15 protein-coding genes and 3 pseudogenes are annotated in these 15070 nt (G+C 71.9%); 11 read left to right on the forward strand and 7 right to left on the reverse strand.

Features of this window, described 5'->3' with window-relative positions:
- Nucleotides 1-36 precede the first annotated feature (36 nt).
- Nucleotides 37-828 carry a 2-keto-4-pentenoate hydratase gene (locus BLU95_RS40770; RefSeq protein WP_093864482.1) on the reverse strand — a complete coding sequence of 264 codons (792 nt, stop codon included), beginning with the start codon at nt 826-828 and terminating at the stop codon, nt 37-39.
- 435 nt (nt 829-1263) lie between these two features.
- On the opposite strand from BLU95_RS40770, the gene BLU95_RS40775 reads away from it, so the two are divergent.
- The 6 genes from BLU95_RS40775 (at nt 1264) to BLU95_RS40800 (ending at nt 7191) form a co-directional block, all read left to right on the forward strand.
- The gene (locus tag BLU95_RS40775; RefSeq protein ID WP_093864483.1) at nt 1264-2589 is read left to right on the forward strand and encodes a helix-turn-helix domain-containing protein; all 1326 of its coding nucleotides are present in this window, start codon (nt 1264-1266) and stop codon (nt 2587-2589) included.
- 540 nt (nt 2590-3129) lie between these two features.
- Nucleotides 3130-4545: an NsdA family TPR-like regulatory protein gene (locus BLU95_RS40780; protein ID WP_231978149.1), complete on the forward strand. Its 1416-nt coding sequence runs from the start codon at nt 3130-3132 to the stop codon at nt 4543-4545.
- Between the two features lie 5 nt (nt 4546-4550).
- Entirely contained in the window at nt 4551-5078 is a 528-nt protein-coding gene (locus tag BLU95_RS40785) for an NUDIX hydrolase (RefSeq protein ID WP_093864484.1), read from the forward strand.
- Nucleotides 5079-5166: 88 nt separating this feature from the next.
- A complete protein-coding gene (locus tag BLU95_RS40790) occupies nt 5167-5580 on the forward strand; it encodes an ASCH domain-containing protein (protein ID WP_159425270.1) in 414 nt (137 codons plus the stop codon).
- Between the two features lie 116 nt (nt 5581-5696).
- Entirely contained in the window at nt 5697-6002 is a 306-nt protein-coding gene (locus tag BLU95_RS40795; protein ID WP_093864486.1) for a hypothetical protein, read from the forward strand.
- 439 nt (nt 6003-6441) lie between these two features.
- Nucleotides 6442-7191 carry an SMI1/KNR4 family protein gene (locus BLU95_RS40800; protein ID WP_093864487.1) on the forward strand — a complete coding sequence of 250 codons (750 nt, stop codon included), beginning with the start codon at nt 6442-6444 and terminating at the stop codon, nt 7189-7191.
- Between the two features lie 254 nt (nt 7192-7445).
- Here the strand turns inward: BLU95_RS40800 and BLU95_RS45730 are convergent.
- The 3 genes and pseudogenes from BLU95_RS45730 to BLU95_RS42830 all read right to left on the reverse strand — a co-directional run.
- Nucleotides 7446-7574, reverse strand: a pseudogene (locus tag BLU95_RS45730) (IS110 family transposase); the annotation flags it as partial.
- A 263-nt stretch (nt 7575-7837) separates the two neighbouring features.
- Entirely contained in the window at nt 7838-8680 is an 843-nt protein-coding gene (locus tag BLU95_RS40810; RefSeq protein WP_093864488.1) for an SAM-dependent methyltransferase, read from the reverse strand.
- A gap of 104 nt (nt 8681-8784) precedes the next feature.
- Nucleotides 8785-8922 carry a hypothetical protein gene (locus BLU95_RS42830; RefSeq protein ID WP_159425271.1) on the reverse strand — a complete coding sequence of 46 codons (138 nt, stop codon included), beginning with the start codon at nt 8920-8922 and terminating at the stop codon, nt 8785-8787.
- Between the two features lie 186 nt (nt 8923-9108).
- On the opposite strand from BLU95_RS42830, the gene BLU95_RS40815 reads away from it, so the two are divergent.
- Nucleotides 9109-9678, forward strand: coding sequence for an RNA polymerase sigma factor (locus tag BLU95_RS40815; RefSeq protein WP_093864489.1), 570 nt, complete (start codon nt 9109-9111; stop codon nt 9676-9678).
- Nucleotides 9679-9680: 2 nt separating this feature from the next.
- Nucleotides 9681-10454, forward strand: coding sequence for a hypothetical protein (locus BLU95_RS40820; protein WP_197698686.1), 774 nt, complete (start codon nt 9681-9683; stop codon nt 10452-10454).
- 1041 nt (nt 10455-11495) lie between these two features.
- On the opposite strand, the gene BLU95_RS40830 is transcribed toward BLU95_RS40820, so the two are convergent.
- From BLU95_RS40830 to BLU95_RS40840, 3 genes and pseudogenes are all read right to left on the reverse strand, one after another.
- A complete protein-coding gene (locus tag BLU95_RS40830; RefSeq protein WP_173862321.1) occupies nt 11496-12119 on the reverse strand; it encodes an SMI1/KNR4 family protein in 624 nt (207 codons plus the stop codon).
- A gap of 112 nt (nt 12120-12231) precedes the next feature.
- Nucleotides 12232-12407, reverse strand: a pseudogene (locus BLU95_RS45410) (transposase); the annotation flags it as partial.
- Between the two features lie 166 nt (nt 12408-12573).
- Nucleotides 12574-12729, reverse strand: a pseudogene (locus BLU95_RS40840) (CPCC family cysteine-rich protein); the annotation flags it as partial.
- Nucleotides 12730-12950: 221 nt separating this feature from the next.
- Between BLU95_RS40840 and BLU95_RS40845 the strand changes: the two are divergent.
- The 3 genes from BLU95_RS40845 (at nt 12951) to BLU95_RS43535 (ending at nt 15043) form a co-directional block, all read left to right on the forward strand.
- Nucleotides 12951-13523: a hypothetical protein gene (locus BLU95_RS40845; RefSeq protein WP_093864492.1), complete on the forward strand. Its 573-nt coding sequence runs from the start codon at nt 12951-12953 to the stop codon at nt 13521-13523.
- A 324-nt stretch (nt 13524-13847) separates the two neighbouring features.
- A complete protein-coding gene (locus tag BLU95_RS40850; protein WP_231978151.1) occupies nt 13848-14402 on the forward strand; it encodes a hypothetical protein in 555 nt (184 codons plus the stop codon).
- Nucleotides 14403-14605: 203 nt separating this feature from the next.
- Nucleotides 14606-15043, forward strand: coding sequence for a hypothetical protein (locus tag BLU95_RS43535; protein ID WP_197698688.1), 438 nt, complete (start codon nt 14606-14608; stop codon nt 15041-15043).
- Nucleotides 15044-15070: the final 27 nt, after the last annotated feature.

A 15070-nucleotide genomic window follows, 5' to 3' on the forward strand; every position in this document is an offset into this window, starting at 1 on the left:
CCTCCTGCGGTCGTGGGAGTCGCGATGCTGGTGCGGTCAGACGGCATGGACGCCGACCGGCGCGAGGGAAGGCGAGCAGGCCCGGACGGTGAGGCCCGGGCGCAGGGGGACGCTGGCGTGGACGGCACCCGCCAGGACGACGTCGCCGGCCTTCAGCCCGCTGCCCCGGCCGGCCAGGCGCCGCGCCAGCCACACAACGGAGCGGAGCGGGTCGCCCAGTACCTCGCGGCCCGCGCCTGTGGCGACGCCGGTAGCGTCGACCTGGACCGACAGTTCCTCGTCGCGCAGGTCCCAGCCGGGCACCGCCGAGAACTCGCCGAGCACGAAGGCCGCGCTCGCCGCGTTGTCGGCGACGCTGTCCACCAGCGTGATGCCCTCCAGCTCGTAGCGGCTGTCGATGACCTCCAGCGCCAGGCACGCCCCGTCGACCGCCGCGCGGGCCTCGTCCACCCCGATACGGTCGCCGAACAGGTCGGCTCCCAGGCGGAACGCGAACTCGGCCTCGATCCGGGGCTCCGCCAGGTCGGGGCAGCGCACGACCCCGCCCGAGGGCAGGCCCGCGGACTCCAACAGGATCCCGGAGTCGGGCTCGTCGATGCCGAACTGCTCCTGCATCGCCGCCGACGTCAGGCCGACCTTGTAGCCCAGGACGCGGTCGCCCGCTCCGATCCGCAACGCGGCCGCGTACTCCTGCACGGCGTACGCCTCCTGAAGTGTCGTCCCCGGGCGCCGGACGGTCAGCCTCACGGCGCGGGCGCCCTGCGGCGTGCCGCGCAGAAGCTGGGCCTCCGCCACCTGCCAGGGAGGGATGCGGTGCGACGTCTGCATGGGGGTCTCCTCTCGAAACTCGTCGGGTCGTTCTCGGGCGAACACCGCCCGGGCTGCGGCAGAACGCCAGGGCACGTCACGGGACCGCCGCGGCCGGGCTGCGGGTGCGCGGCGGGCCGCGCCGGCGGCTTCACCAGGGAGGTGAGGCCGATCGGCCGGTGCTCCATGCGCCGGCTCCCCTTCGCGATGTTCCGCAGGCACCCGCGGGTGCCGGACGTGGTGGGACGGGACAAGGGGGTGTTGCCGTAGCGGCGGTGCGGGCCGTGCACGACCGGGGTGTTGCTGCTGTCTTCCGACCTGGTGCGCCATTCGACCGAGGGAGGACGATTCCAGTCCAACTCGGCTGCTCGGGAAAGGGGTTGTCGGTTGTCCCGGTGTTGTCCCGCCCGGCTCGGGGATAGGCTTCCGGGCACCGGCGGTGATGGAGTTGGTTCCATGGCACAGCAGATCGCGCATCCCCTCGCCTACGCGAGGGCGCAACGCGGCTGGTCCCAGAGCGATCTGGTGGCCCGGTTGCGTCTGGCGGCGGCCGGGCACCCGCACGGCCTGCGCACCGGCGTTGACAACAGCGCGGTCAGCCGCTGGGAGCACGGGCACAAGGTCCCGCTCGCCGACACGCAGCTGTTGATCGCCGACGCCTTCGGTGTACCCCACGGCGACGTCGGGCTGTTCGACTGGCCCGACTGGCTGCCGGGCCGCGAGGAACCGGTCCCCGTCGGGACGGGCCGCACCGTCACCGCACTTCGAGACGCCCAGAGAGCCGCCATGGACCCCCGTCGCCGTACCTTCGTCGCCTTCGGAGCGTTCGCTCTCGCCGGGCTCGCCGCCCAGTGGGCGACCCTGGAGCCCGAACGCCTCGGCACCGCCCTCGACGGCAAGCGCGTGGACGCGCAGCTCCTGGACTGGCTCGAGGACACCAGCTGCACGCTCAACGCGCTGCCGACCGAGCAGCGCCAGCACACCGCCCGCCTGATGGACGCCCAGCTGGCCACCGTCACCGACCTGATCGACGGCGGGAACTACAGTGCCGCCACCGGCCGCCGCCTGCACCGCCTCGCCGCGACCCTGGCCGTCACCTGCGGGTGGTACCGCTTCGACCAGGGCGAGCACCACCTGGCCGGACGACTGTGGAACGCGGCCCTGGTCGGCGCGCACGCCGGCGACGACCGCGATCTGGGCGCCGGAGTCCTCTCGGACTTCGCGTACCAGGCCATCTGGCTGAAGAACCCGGACAGCGCCGTCGCCCCGCTCACCCAGGCGCTCTCGCGCGCCGCCCACCCCACGGCCCGCTCGCTGCTGCACCTCCGGCGCGCCCGCGCCCACGCCGCCCTCGGCGACGGCAACGCCTGCCACCGCGACCTTTCGGCCGCCGAGGCGGCCCTGCTCACGGATGCACCCGACCCCGCCCCCGCATGGTGCGCCTGGATGGGGCCGGCCGACCTTGCTGTCGACTCCGGGCAGTGCCTGCTCGACCTCGGCCGCGCCTCCGAAGCCCTGGGCCGCATCGACGAAGGCATCGGTCTTCTCCCCGAGGCCCGGGCCAAGACGAGGGCCGTGTTCCAGCTCTCCCAGGCCCGCGGACTGCTGGGCACCCGCGACGTCGAGCAGGCGCTGCACATCACGACCGCCGCGGTGGAGACGGCGACCCGGATCGGCGCGCAGCGCTGCGTCGCGCAGGCCAAGGAACTCGCTCCGGCCTTCAAGCCGTACGCGCGGGTCCATGGTGTCCCCGCGCTGCTGTCGCGGCTGGCAGCCGTGTGAGCTCCGCTGGAACACGAACGCGCCCCCGGCCTCCGTACGGAACCCGGCCGGGCCGGTGCGCCCGGGCCCGAGGAACGGAGCGCTTGCCCACACGCGCAACCGCCCGTGGCCGGGGTGCGACCACGGACCCCGGGCGGAGCCGCCGCCACGCAATCGCCGAGAGGCGATCGCGCCCGCACCGGGCGCACCGTCTCCGTGCCTTTCACTGCCCAGGCCCAGGACATCAGCGGGCACAGGGCGTGCCCGCGGGCCCGGGCATCGGGTCGACCCCGGCATGCCCATCCCTTCCGATCCGCAGTGCGCAGCACGTCAACGGGCCTTGGACGTCGGTCTGGAGCGACCTCCGGTCCGTGGTCCTGCCGGTCGGCAGGGCCGGCTTGCGCTACGAGTAGGGAACCGGATCCCGGCCGGGGGCGGGATGCTCACAAGGGGGGCTCACACATCACGCATCGGCGTTCCGGGGGACAGGCCGGTGCCCTAGGATCGGACACCGCGTCAACATCTCATCACTGAAGGTGATCACTCGAAGGAGGTGTGCGGGTGACGCAGTCCGGCCGACGGCGCAGGCCGCCCAACGATGCCCTGGCCCGGGTCTTCGAGGAGTCCGGGGCGTCCAAGAACTCGCTGGCACACAGCCTCAACCGGCTCTGCGAGCAGGCAGGACACCCCCGCAGCTACACGAACACCAGCCTTTCCAACTGGATCGCACGCGGGATGGTCCCCGAGGCCCCCGCTCCCGCGCTGCTCGCCCGGCTGTTCACCGAGCGGCTCGGGCGCCGCGTGAGTCTCGCCGACATCGGAATGACAGCCCCCGGAGCGGCGCATGCTGATACCGGGCTCACCTTCGCCCGGGACACCGGCGACGCGGTTCGCGCCGCCACCGAGTACTGGAGCACCTTGAACCGCCGCACCCTGGTGACCGGATCCGCCGGCTTCGCCGTCTCCGCGTTCACCACCCCCAGCATCCGATGGCTCAGTGAGCCGGCCGACCGGCACCGGTCCGAGCACGGCGGCCGCAGGGTCGGCCAGGGCGACATCGACGAGCTCCGCGAGACGGCAGAGGACGCGCGCCGCTGGGACGCCAAGTACGGCGGCGGGAACTGGAAGCTGTCCTCCGTCAACGACTGCCTCGACCGGCGCGCATCCCCCCTGTTGCACGGCTCCTACACCGAGGACGTCGGCCGCCAGCTGTTCGCCGTGACCGCCGAGCTCGCCCGCCTCGTCGGCTGGTCCGCCTTCGACATGGGCCGCCACGACGTGGCGCAGCGCCAGTTCGTCCAGGCCCTGCGGATGGCGAAGGCCGGAGGGGACGTGGAGATCGGCTGCTACGTGCTCACCACGATGGCACTGGCCGCCCTGATCAAGGGCGCCGCCACCGAGGCGGTGGACATGGCCGAGGGGGCGGCCCACAACCGGGCCAAGGACATCGCGTCGCCGCGCGTGCTGTCGTTCGCCAAGCTGGCCGAGGCCAGGGCCCACGCGAAGGCCGGCAACGGCCCGGCCGCGGCCCGCGCCCTGAGCAGGGCCGAGGAGCTGCTGGCAGCCGTGCGCGACGACGGCCGCGATCCGCAGTGGCTGGACTACTACACCCGCGCCAGGCGTCGCTTCCGACGCGACCGAGATCCATCTGGACCTGGCGCACCCGCGCTCCGCACTCGCCTGGAGCGCGGAGGCGGACGCGATGCCCTCCGGCCGGTACACGCGGGCCACCGGGATCCGGCTCGCGGTCACCGCGAGCGCGCACCTGCAGGGCCGGGACCTCGACCAGGGGCTGGCGGTCGGCCGGCGGGCACTGGGGATCCTCGGAGGCGTCGAGTCGTCCCGCGCCCGGGACTACCTGCGCCGGTTCGCCCGGGGCCTCGGCCCGTGGGAGAAGGACCCCCGCGTACGCGCCTTCCTGAAGGAGGGCCGGCCGGCCCTCCACCGCGCCGCATAGCCCCAGCCCCCAGAGAGTAGGCACGATGACCGACCGCTGGACCGAGACCGGCCGCAGCACCGTGTTCCAGGTGATGGGCAGGACCCTCGACAAAGTCACCTACCGGCTGCCTGACGGCACCAGCAGGGACAAGCTCCTGCGCAACGAACCGTCGGCCGCCGCGGTGCTCGCACTGACACCCGACAACAAGGTGATCATCGCCCGCCAGTACCGGCCCGGCCCGGACGCGGTTCTCCCCGAGCTGCCCGGCGGGTTCATCGAACCGGGTGAGGACCCCGCCACCGCCGCCGGGCGTGAGCTCCTGGAGGAGACCGGCTACAAGGGCGACCTCGAGCTCGCGGGATCCTGCTGGGACGACGCCGGCTCCACCGCCAAGCGCTGGGCGTTCGTCGCCCGCAACTGCGTGCGCGTCGCCGACCAGGACCTCGACGAGATGGAGTTCGTCGACGTCGCCCTGCTCACCCTCGAGGAGTTCCGGCAGGTCGTCCGCGACGGGCTGATGACCGACGTCGAGCTGGCCTACCGCGGGCTGGACCACCTCGGCCTGCTCTGAACAGATCACCGCGCATGCGCGCACCGCTCCGGCCTCGCCGCGACCGGCCCACAGCGCAACGCACCAGTACAGGACCAGGGGAAGGCCCGTGCCCACCACACACCGGATGTCGCTGCTCTCCCACCTGGTCCCGCTGATGGCCTCCGGGACCAAGACGCTCGAGATCCGGGTCGCCGACGCCAAGCGCCGTGCTCTACAGGCCGGTGACCTGATCGAGTTCACTCCCGCCGACGGGACGGCAGGGAAAACACTCGTGCAGGTCGTCCGGGCCAGCGTCTACACCGACTTCCCCGCCCTGCTCGCTGCCGAGAACCAAGATCGCATCCATCCCGACCTCGACGCGGCTCGGCAACTGGCACTGCTCAGGGAGATCTACCCGCCGGAACGGGAAGCCCTGGGCGCGATCGCCATCGAGGTCACCCTTGTGCAGCCCGCTCGCCCGCCCGCCGACAGTCCGCGCGCCGGCAGACCGGAGGGCAGCCGGCGCGAGGGCGCGGGTTGACCCGCAACGGAAGGATGCGCCTGCTTAGACGGGGACGACACACTCGAGCGGACGATGTCCGGGACGGACCGGACGGTGCGGCCGGCACCGGCCAGCCGCACCGATACGCTCCACCTATGAGCGAATGTCAGTCCGGTAGCGCTGGGGCCAGCTTCGTTCTGCCGGCCGACCCGAACGACGACACCACCGCCCTCGACGCCTGGCTCCGGCCGCTCGGATGGTGCGTCGAACCCGACATCGTCCGGGCCCGGCCCGGCTACCTGCGACTGCGCCCGCTCGTCACCGCCGACCCCGACGGCGGCCGCACCTTCGCGCCCGGCACCACTGTCCGGTGGACGGGCCACGACATCACCCGAGTCGCACCGGCCGTACCCGGCCCCCTGCGACCCCTCCTCGGCCTGATCGGCCACCCTGCGACGTAACCGCGGAGGACACCGCTCGACCCGGATGCCGCACAGCGAGGTGCGAGACGAGGTCGAGGGCGTAGAGGTGACCCGCCTCGGCTTACGACGAAGGAGGCCGCCGCCCGAGGTCCACCGCCGAGCGCGGGCCCGGGTCGAGAGCGCCGGTCCCGTCCGGCCGCCCGCCGTCGAGCCGCTCGACCGGGCCGGCCGTTCGTCGGCCGTCTCCTCCCGGTGAGGCGACCTGCGTAACAGCTTGGGCGACCGCCGTGCGGCCGGCCTGGGCCCGATCATCAGCGTGTGACTGCCTTCGTGAGCGGGATGGCCGACGCTGAACGAGGGTCGGCAGTGCCCCGTGGGGCTTGTCGGCCAGTGGTCTTCCGGTCGGGTCAGCAGCCTGTCGGAGCCGTGGCCTAGAGTGCAGCCTCTGACAGACTGACGGCCGGAGAGGGGCTGGGCGATGACCGAGGCGTGGGACCGGCTCCGGGCGATCATGGGTGAGCCGGTCTACACCCCGGCGCGGGTGCCGTGGGAGCTGGCACCGGCCGAGCTCGGGGTCCAGCTGCCGTCGGACTACCGGGCGTTCGTCGACCTGTACGGTGCGGTGAACCTGAACGGCGAGTGGGGCGTGCGATCACCGACGAGGCGCTCCCGCGTCGCCGGTTCTGCGGGCGGCCTGGCGGGGTGGCGCTTCGAGACCGACACCGAGTTCCGGCTGCAGGTCGAGGGGGAGGACGAGTTCTGGGACCAGGAGCACACCCCGGTGTTCCCGGACCCGGGCGGGCTGCTGCCCTGGGGCATGAACAGCAACCACAACTACTGCTGCTGGCTGACCACCGGCCCGGACCCGGAGCAGTGGCCGGTGGCCGTCTTCTGCGACTTCGACGGCGTCGACGACGGTGAGCTCGACCGTTTCGACGGCGGCTTCGCCGAGTTCGTGGCGACCGTACTCACCGGCGGCTACGCCCATGAGGACGAGTTGCTGGTGCGCCCGGACCCGGAGGAGTGGGGACCTCAACCGGTCCGACCACTCTGGACGCCCGCCTACGACTGGACCGGCAAGGACTGGGGTGCGGAGTGGGGCATTACCTGGTACCGGCCCACCGGCTCGAGGGAGATGCCCTGGACCAGGGAGCGGGGATCCGGGTACACCACTGTGAGGGAGGCTGCCTCGACTCGTGGGCGACAGGAGGAACGACCCCGCCCGTGAGCTGGATGCGTCAAGCGGCGAGTGCTTGGGCTCGGTGGGATCAGGCGGTTGCCCCGTCGTACGGTGTGCCGGTTTTGAGGCAGCCGTGCAGGATGCCGACGAGCCGGTTGGCGAGTTGGCGCAGGGCGGCGTTGAATTCGATGCCGCGGGCTCGTTGCCGCTCGTAGCAGGCCCTGGCGCCCGGTGAGGTTCGTAGTACGGAGTGCCTGGGCGATCAGGGCGTCGATGAGCCGGTCGTTGCGGAGGTGCCGGGCGGTCACGGCCTTCTTTCTGCCGCAGGCGCGGGTGATCGGGCTGGTGCCGGCGTAGTTGTTGCGGGCCTTGGCGCTGGCGTAGCGGTGGGGGTCGTCGCCGGATTCTGCGAGGCCCCGGGCGCTGGGCATCGGTCCCAGTCCGGGCCGGGAGCGGATGATCTCGGCGTTCGAGTGCCGGCCGAAGCAGTCCTCGACCTGACCGTGCAGGATGTCGACCTGCTCGTTCAGGGTGACCAGCAGTGCGACGAGAGCGCGCACCGAGTCGGAGCAGCCCGGCTCCCTCGGGCCCCGCCGCTACCACGGGATGCTGTCCGCCCCGGAACCGTCACATCTGGGAGGTCGGCGGCTTCACATCACGCGGCGCAGCGTGTCAGGCTGGTCGCAGAGAGGAGTCAGGGGCGTACGGCGACGGCGCCGTAGCAGGACGCGTGTGCGTCGCTGACCGGGCTGAGGGCGGACTCGGCGTCGGGGCGCCAGCGCGGGGTGGGCACTATCCCGGGCTCCAGCAGGTCCCAGCCGGTGAAGAAGCGTGCGAATTCCTCGCGGGTGCGGGCCTGGACGAGGGTGCCGGCCTCGCGGTAGACGCGGGCGGCGCGCGCGGCGTCCTGGGGCGCGTGGTCCGGTGTGAAGTGCGAGATGGCCAGGGCGCTGCCGGGTGCCCGGAGCCGGTCCTTGAAGGCCTGGGCGATCTCGTGCGCGCCGTCGTCGTCCGGGACGAAGTGCAGCAGCGCGTTCATGCTCAGCGCCACCGGCCGGTCCAGGTCCAGGACGCCCGTCTTCTCCACCGCGTCGAGCACGTGTTCCGGATCGCGCACGTCCGCCTGGATGTAGGCGGTGCGCCCCTCCGCGGAGCTGCGCAGCAGGGCCTGGGCGTGGATGAGGACGATCGGGTCGTTGTCGGCGTAGACCACCCGGCAGGCCGGGTCGACGGCCTGGACGATCTCGTGGAGGTTGGGTGAGGTCGGGATGCCGGTGCCGATGTCGAGGAACTGGGTGATGCCGCTCTCGGCGAGCATCCTGGCGCTGCGGTGCATGAAGGCCCGGTTGGCGCGGGCGGCGAGCGGGGCGTGGGGGAAGACGGCGAGGGTCTGGGCGGCGGCCACCCGGTCCGGCTCGAAGTTGGTCGTTCCGCCGAGGAAGAAGTCGTACATGCGCGCGGAGTGTGGCCGGTGGATGTCGAGGACCACCTCGGCCGCCGGTTCGTCGTCGCCGCGTGCTGTGGCCTGCTCGCTCATCTGCTCCCCCAGTCGCGGTACCCCGACGGCGCGCGGGCAGGGCTGTGCGCAGCCCTCGCCACCGTGGCGGGGGACTGGCGGGCCCCTGGCGCGGCCTTCCCCCACTATGCCCACACCCCGGCGGCGGCAATCAAGGCCCGCCGCCCCCGCCCGGTGCCGACCGGACGGCCGCGGCCGCCGAAGCGGTAGAACACGATCATAAGCGAACACAATTGACGTGCAATCAGGAAACTGCTCGTCATGCCATATAACGTGCAATGTCGTTATGTGATCGGCTTCACGTATTGGATGCCCGTGCGCTTCGATGTGCGAGTGGGGAGCAACCGCTCCCACAGGAAGCCGACCGGCCGGCCCCGGGGGAGAACCCGGCCCGGCACACAGGTCGGACCGGGCGGCCGGCAGGACCGGCCACTGGGGAGGATTCGAACGTGACCGAGCACGAGACGGCGGCGGCCCGCTCGCGGGCCGCACTGCACCTGGCGTTCACCGCGTTCTGCGACACGCACGGCAATGCCTGGTTCGGGCTGGCCCGCGCCCGACTCCACGACGACGTGCTCGCCCTGCGGGCCGTCCAGCGGATGAAGGACCATCTCTGGCGGCAGTGGGCCGTCGCCCTGCGCGAGGAGCACCCCGCCTCCTACGCCTGGATGCTGATCAAGAGCGCGGTGGCCGACGCCGTCGCCGAGGTGATCGCCGAGACCGGCCGCCCGCCCGGCAGCCCGCCGGCCGACCGCGCCGAGGCCATCCGCTACTTCGCCGACCAGGCCCGCATCGGCCTCGAAACCCTCGGCGACCACGAACACCTCTACCAGGCGGTGCTGCGCCTGGCCGAGCGCCAGTACGACGTCGTGGTCCTGCGGTACCTCCTTGGGCTGAAGGACGCGCTGATCGCCGAGCACCTGGGCATCTCGGAGACGAACGTGAGGTCCACCGCCCACCAGGCACTGCGCAGGCTCAACCGCCTGATGGCCGGGACCGACCGCGACAACAAGGAGTGAGTATGGGACGCGACCGCCTGGTACCGGGCAAACGGGACGGGGACCGGGCCGGCCGGGCCCGGCGCTCCCCGGCGGACCTGCCGCCTCCGCCCGACCAGGAGCGCGCGTCCCGTCGTGCCTGGCGGCGGCTGTTCGCGGTGGCGCCGCCGCTGGGTGCCGAGCACGTGCAGGCCGCCCACGAGCTCGACCTCGCGGTCACCCTCGTCCTTGCGCAGCCGGCCGCGGCTCCCTCGCTGCGCCAGCTCGCGAACAGCCGGCGCATCCATCCCGAGGGGGCGCTCGTTCTCGGTGCTCTGCTGCAGGTGACCGGGCGCCGGGAGGCCGCCCGGTTCTGGTGGGAGTTCGCCGCCGGTGCCGGCAGTTACACCGCCGCCAGCTGCCTGAACCTGCTGCACCGCAGCCGCGGTGAGATCCGGGACGCCGACTGGTGGCGCGAGCAGGCCGAGTCCCTGGCCGCGAACCCCCGACCCGCCACCGCCGACGCCGGCGCCGTCCTGGGCGCCAGCCTCCTGCCCGCCCACGTGCGCGACGACATCATCGCCCGCTGCCACGAAGGCCTCGACGTCCGCCTGCCACCGCGCATCGCCGCCGTCGTCCACCAACTCCCCGTCACCGCCGACGACGAGGACCACGGGGAGATCCCCCAACCCGACCCCGCCCTGCTGCGCGGCCTCGCCGCCGCCGCCACCGCCCACCCCGCACCCGCCACCCGCCCCGACGCCCCGCCCATCCTCTGGTACGCCCTGCACCGCCACCCCTCGGCCGACCTCCTGTGACCCACCGGACAGCCCCGCCGGACCGCAGCCCGACCACCAGGGCCAAGTCGCGCCGGCACTGGACGAAGGCCCGCGAGGAAGACGGATCACCACACGGGCCGTGCGGCGGTCCCGCAGGAGGCCCGCTTTCACCACCCGGTCAGTACGTCGGGGCGATGCACCGCCGTCTGGGCGCCGCGCGTCGTGGCCCGTCCCGGGCCCACAACGCGGCGCCACCCTCGGCAGCCCGTACGCCTGTGCGCTCCCGTGCAGCGACCGGCCGGCACCCGCAGACTTCTACCGGACCGCGGACCAGCGCCCCGGGCAGGTCTGTGGTCCGCTTGAGCTCGAGCGCAGAAGCCCGCCCCCGCAGGTCGACGTGGCCGAGGGACCGGCGCGCACCATCCGACGGCCGCGCGCACCGGACTACGCGTCGCTGCGGCCCCTCGACACCGGCACCTATCCGACCGGAGCGCGGCCCTCCGCCACCAGCTCGTCGTACCGCTCCTGCGAAGCCGCCCCGACCCGCTCCGACGTCCAGACCACCCGCCCCAACCAGGCCCGGGGCGTCGACACGTCCGCCGACGACCGACCCCATCCTGTCGCCAGGATCAGCGCCAATTCGCCCGCCGGGTACAGGTGTACGGGGTGCACAGGCCGCATCGGCGACCCAGGCGGAGTCACTCCGGTTGCGCGCAGCTGCCCTCGCGCGCCCCGCCCGACGCCTCCGCGCCCGGGTCCGGCAGCGCCCCGAGCAGAACTGTGCCCCGCCGACCGCTCCAGCCCCACCGTCCACGAGACCCCGCACTCCGGGCACACCGCTCGCCGACCCGCCCGGATCGGGGTCACCTTGACACCCGCACGGCGCGCCGAACGCCAATGCGCCGCCCGGCACCGCGCCGAACAGAACACCGCCCCCGCCCGTGCCGCCGTGCTCAGTCGATCACCGCACGCCGGGCACGACCGCACCAGATCACCGGTCGCCCGGCCAGCGTAGAGCGGGGCACGCAGCTTCCAAGTTGACGTGCCGACATCCGCTGCCAGTCGACGTGCTCGCGTCTGTCACATGCGGCGGTGGGGGCCGTGGGTCGGCGTGGGGCGGTCGTCGGGTGACATGGGAAGCGGTTCCAGGAGCACCGGTCCGGGGTAGAAGGTGGAGCTGTTCGGGCCGACCATGTCCTCACCGATCAGGTAGCGGTAGAGCCACTCGGCGAAGCTCATCCGGTACTCGTACCAGGAGCCGTCGTGCTCGACCGCGCAGATCCGTACTCCCGTGCCGTCAGGCAGCGGGGCCAAGAAGATGTACTCTCCCCGATCGGTACTGGTGAGCGGGATCAGGCCGTCCTTCGTACCGAACGTCATCTTGCTCAGGCCGAGTACGGCGCGGGCGTCCTCCTCCGGCTCCAGCCAGTTCTCGCGCTCCCAATCCAGCTCGGCCCAGGCGCGGGAGGTCTGGCGGATCTCCTTCCCGAGGTTCCAGCGCTCGGTGGCCGGGTGCTTGAGGATGAGGTGTCCGTTGATCTGCATGGGGGCATAGGCGTCGATCACCGCCTTGTAGTCCTCGGGAAGCTTGGTGCGGAGCTCGGCTTCCAAGTCGGCCCACGCTTCTGGGCTGGCGAACCGATCGTCGCCAGGGCCGAGCATGGCGAAGACCTCAGCGAGATAGTCGCGCACGGCTCTCCTCATCGGGTTCAGGGCGTTGGGCACCGCACCGGCGCCACCGCGAACGCCGTGGCCTCGCGAGGGTAACCGAAGGGAGCGACATCACGGCCTGCACGAATGCGCAGTACGCGCTCACCCACCCCCGATTCAGCGCGCCGTACAAGGCCCCGTGGCCGCGGCGGTGCTCGGGAGCCAACGCCAGGGCGACCAGAGTCTTCACCGGGCCGTCGGTGCACAGCACCGCGTCTGCGAGCTCGAACAGCGCGTCACGCCGCCCGGTCAGGCAGTCGTAGAAGACCCCCGGAAGCGCATCAATTCCCCGAACGGCTCGCACTGCACGCCCTGATCCACCACGACCACCAGCACGACCTTCGCGTCAAGTCCCGAATCTCTTGGCCGAGTTCAGGATCACGCGAACGCCGCCCAGCTGTTCGAGAAATCCCCATGGGGGTGACAGCCCCGGTGGATCGCCCCACCTCTAGATCCAGCGGTACTCCGGGTCCTTGTACTTTCGCTCCTCGGGGAAGGGCTCGCGAGCGTACTTGACCCGCTGGGGCGCGCAGGCTCCGATCGTCTCGTAGTTGCGTTGCGCTTCGGAGAGACTCAACGGCCCGTTCGGACCACCACGGACCTCATCCCGATCATGCTCATCACGTGATCACACCCTCGGCCTCCGCCCGGTCGCTCTCCATGTCGTCAGTGGCGGCCAGGTCGAGGCCGCAGGTCACGACCGGCAGGAAGGCCGGCGGCCGAGGCGCATCCCGGCCGCGCTCCACCGCGCACGCCCCCGGGCCGTTCTCACCCCGGTGGTCCCGACCGGTCGCACCGCCCGCCCGAGCGGCGCACGCTGAGCACGTGCCCCTTACCGACCCGCTGGACGAGCTGATCCACGTTCTGGTGCTCCGCGCCGACGAAGGCTTTTGTCCCGAAGCCGTCGTCCTCGCGCAGGGCCGGCTCCACACACCCACGCCCTGGCCCGCAGGCATGCCGCGGCGCAGCATCGGGGGCAAGCCCTTCCGCAACGCCCTGCGCGTCGCCCGGGCGTCTGCGGGTTCACTCGCCTACGCCGAAGGGTTCGCCCTGCGCGGGAGGGAGGTCGTGCACCATGCGTGGTGCGTCGACGTCCGTGGGACGGCGATGGATCCGACGTGGCCCGACGGGGACGGCCTGGCCTACGTCGGCGTGACGTTGGCGGGGGAATGGGTTGAGGCGGTGCGCCGTCGAACCGGCACCCGCACCGCGTTCCCGGGCGTGCTGGACGCCCACACGCAGCACACCCGGGACGCCGACCGCATCCTCACGTACGGGATTCCACCGACCGCGCTGCTCCCGGTCGGCACGCCCGCGCGGGAGCTCACGGAGCCGATCAGCCTCTCCCCGCGGAACAGGGTGCGGGAAGAGGTCGAACGCTCAGTAGGGAGCTGCTGAACCGGTCTGCTGCGGCAGACACTGACGGCCCGAGGGCCGGCTGCCGAGTGCGGGCTCGTGTCGACCGCACTGCTCCTGTCCGGGCGCCTGCCGTCGGGTGCCCGCCCGCGTCGGGCTGTTCGCCGACCGTTCCCTCCGGGTGATCTTTTCGTTTGACGTCCGGCTTCGAACGGGCGGGCCCCGGAGTGGCAGGCTGTGGCTGTGAGAATCGTGAGGGACGACCGGCCGAGGCCGTTGTCGACATGCTGGCTCTACTGGATCGCCGTACCGACCGGGGACCAAGCGGGAGTCATTGCGTCGCTGGGCCTCACCCGACCCCTACCCGTGACGTTCGCCGAGGCCGAGGCTGCCATCGACGAGGACGGACACGGAGGGGCCGAGGACAATCCGGACGGACTGGCCCGGGTGTACGTGAGTCCCGGGATCGAAGGGTGGACTCTGGTGATCGGCCCGTGGTGCGATCCGTGCAACAGCGACAGAAGCGACGAGGTCCTGCGTCTGTGCGTCGACCTCAGCTCCCGCTACGGAGCGGCGCAGGCGTACTACTTCGGCACGCAGAACGACGGCTCGGCTTGGCTGATCGCGGAGCACGGGGTGGTGGTGCGGCGCTACTGCGAGACCGGCAGCGTCGACGACGGCCTTCTCACGCTGGGTGAGCCGCTTGTGCAGGAGCGGGCGGAGCGGGAGCGGATGGGTCTGCCGCCCGTCCGGGACGAGAGCGCGCGCAACGATGATGCCGAGGAGGAGTGGAAGTGGCGTGCCTTCGACATGGCCGAGGAGATCGCCTCGGCCCTGGGCGTCAATCCGCTCACGCTGGACGGGTCGATGCGCGTGCACGGCGTCGGCGTTCTTGCGCAGACACCTGCTCCCGTGCGATGAGCGTCGGGTTCAGCACTTCGCCGCGGTCCCTCTCGGTTCGGTGCCCTTCCCGTGGTGGGTAAGCGGAGTCCTGGCCACCGGCGAGGCGTACGCCCGGCCCGCCCACCACTAGAAAGACACCGAACCACGACGAGCCGCTGCGAACCGCGAAGCCTCTACAGGTGGCGGCAGCGCAGGCCACACGGGACGGCTACGCTGCGGCCATGCCGACGATCAGGTTGAACAACGACAACGAGAAGAGCCTCGGGATCTGGGTCGAACCATGGGGCGAGGATTACTGGATGAACCCCAAGGAGCAGTTCACGATCACCACCGAGACTCCTGAGGGCGTGCACTCCGACGAAGAGCCCTTCGAAGTCGTCTTCCACGACCAAGGCGTCAGTCTCCATGTCAACATCGGCTACGAGGCCGTGGTCACGGACCAATCGGGTGGCGAACTGGAATGCGGACACCAGCGCCCTCTCGAAGTCCTCCGCGCCTGGACCGAGTCGGCCGAAGCCGCCGCCCAGCGAAACGCTGAGTCACCCACTCTCCGGGACTGGACCCGTGAGCATGCCCATCACATGCGGTGGGCACTGACACGAGCTGAAGCCGCCGCCCAGCAAGCGCAGGACGACCCCGCAGGCCGCGCCGACAGTTAGACGACAAGCGGAGAGACCTCAGGATGT

The organism is Streptomyces sp. TLI_053 (assembly GCF_900105395.1).
Lineage (GTDB): Bacteria > Actinomycetota > Actinomycetes > Streptomycetales > Streptomycetaceae > Kitasatospora.

What these genes read in the sequence shown, in the direction of transcription:
- BLU95_RS40770 (WP_093864482.1), bottom strand. Translation starts at nt 828, where the DNA reads ATGCAGACGTCGCACCGCATCCCTCCCTGGCAGGTGGCGGAGGCCCAG.
- BLU95_RS40775 (WP_093864483.1), top strand. Translation starts at nt 1,264, where the DNA reads ATGGCACAGCAGATCGCGCATCCCCTCGCCTACGCGAGGGCGCAACGC.
- BLU95_RS40785 (WP_093864484.1), top strand. Translation starts at nt 4,551, where the DNA reads ATGACCGACCGCTGGACCGAGACCGGCCGCAGCACCGTGTTCCAGGTG.
- BLU95_RS40795 (WP_093864486.1), top strand. Translation starts at nt 5,697, where the DNA reads ATGAGCGAATGTCAGTCCGGTAGCGCTGGGGCCAGCTTCGTTCTGCCG.
- BLU95_RS40800 (WP_093864487.1), top strand. Translation starts at nt 6,442, where the DNA reads ATGACCGAGGCGTGGGACCGGCTCCGGGCGATCATGGGTGAGCCGGTC.
- BLU95_RS40810 (WP_093864488.1), bottom strand. Translation starts at nt 8,680, where the DNA reads ATGAGCGAGCAGGCCACAGCACGCGGCGACGACGAACCGGCGGCCGAG.
- BLU95_RS42830 (WP_159425271.1), bottom strand. Translation starts at nt 8,922, where the DNA reads ATGACGAGCAGTTTCCTGATTGCACGTCAATTGTGTTCGCTTATGATC.
- BLU95_RS40820 (WP_197698686.1), top strand. Translation starts at nt 9,681, where the DNA reads ATGGGACGCGACCGCCTGGTACCGGGCAAACGGGACGGGGACCGGGCC.
- BLU95_RS40830 (WP_173862321.1), bottom strand. Translation starts at nt 12,119, where the DNA reads ATGAGGAGAGCCGTGCGCGACTATCTCGCTGAGGTCTTCGCCATGCTC.
- BLU95_RS43535 (WP_197698688.1), top strand. Translation starts at nt 14,606, where the DNA reads ATGCCGACGATCAGGTTGAACAACGACAACGAGAAGAGCCTCGGGATC.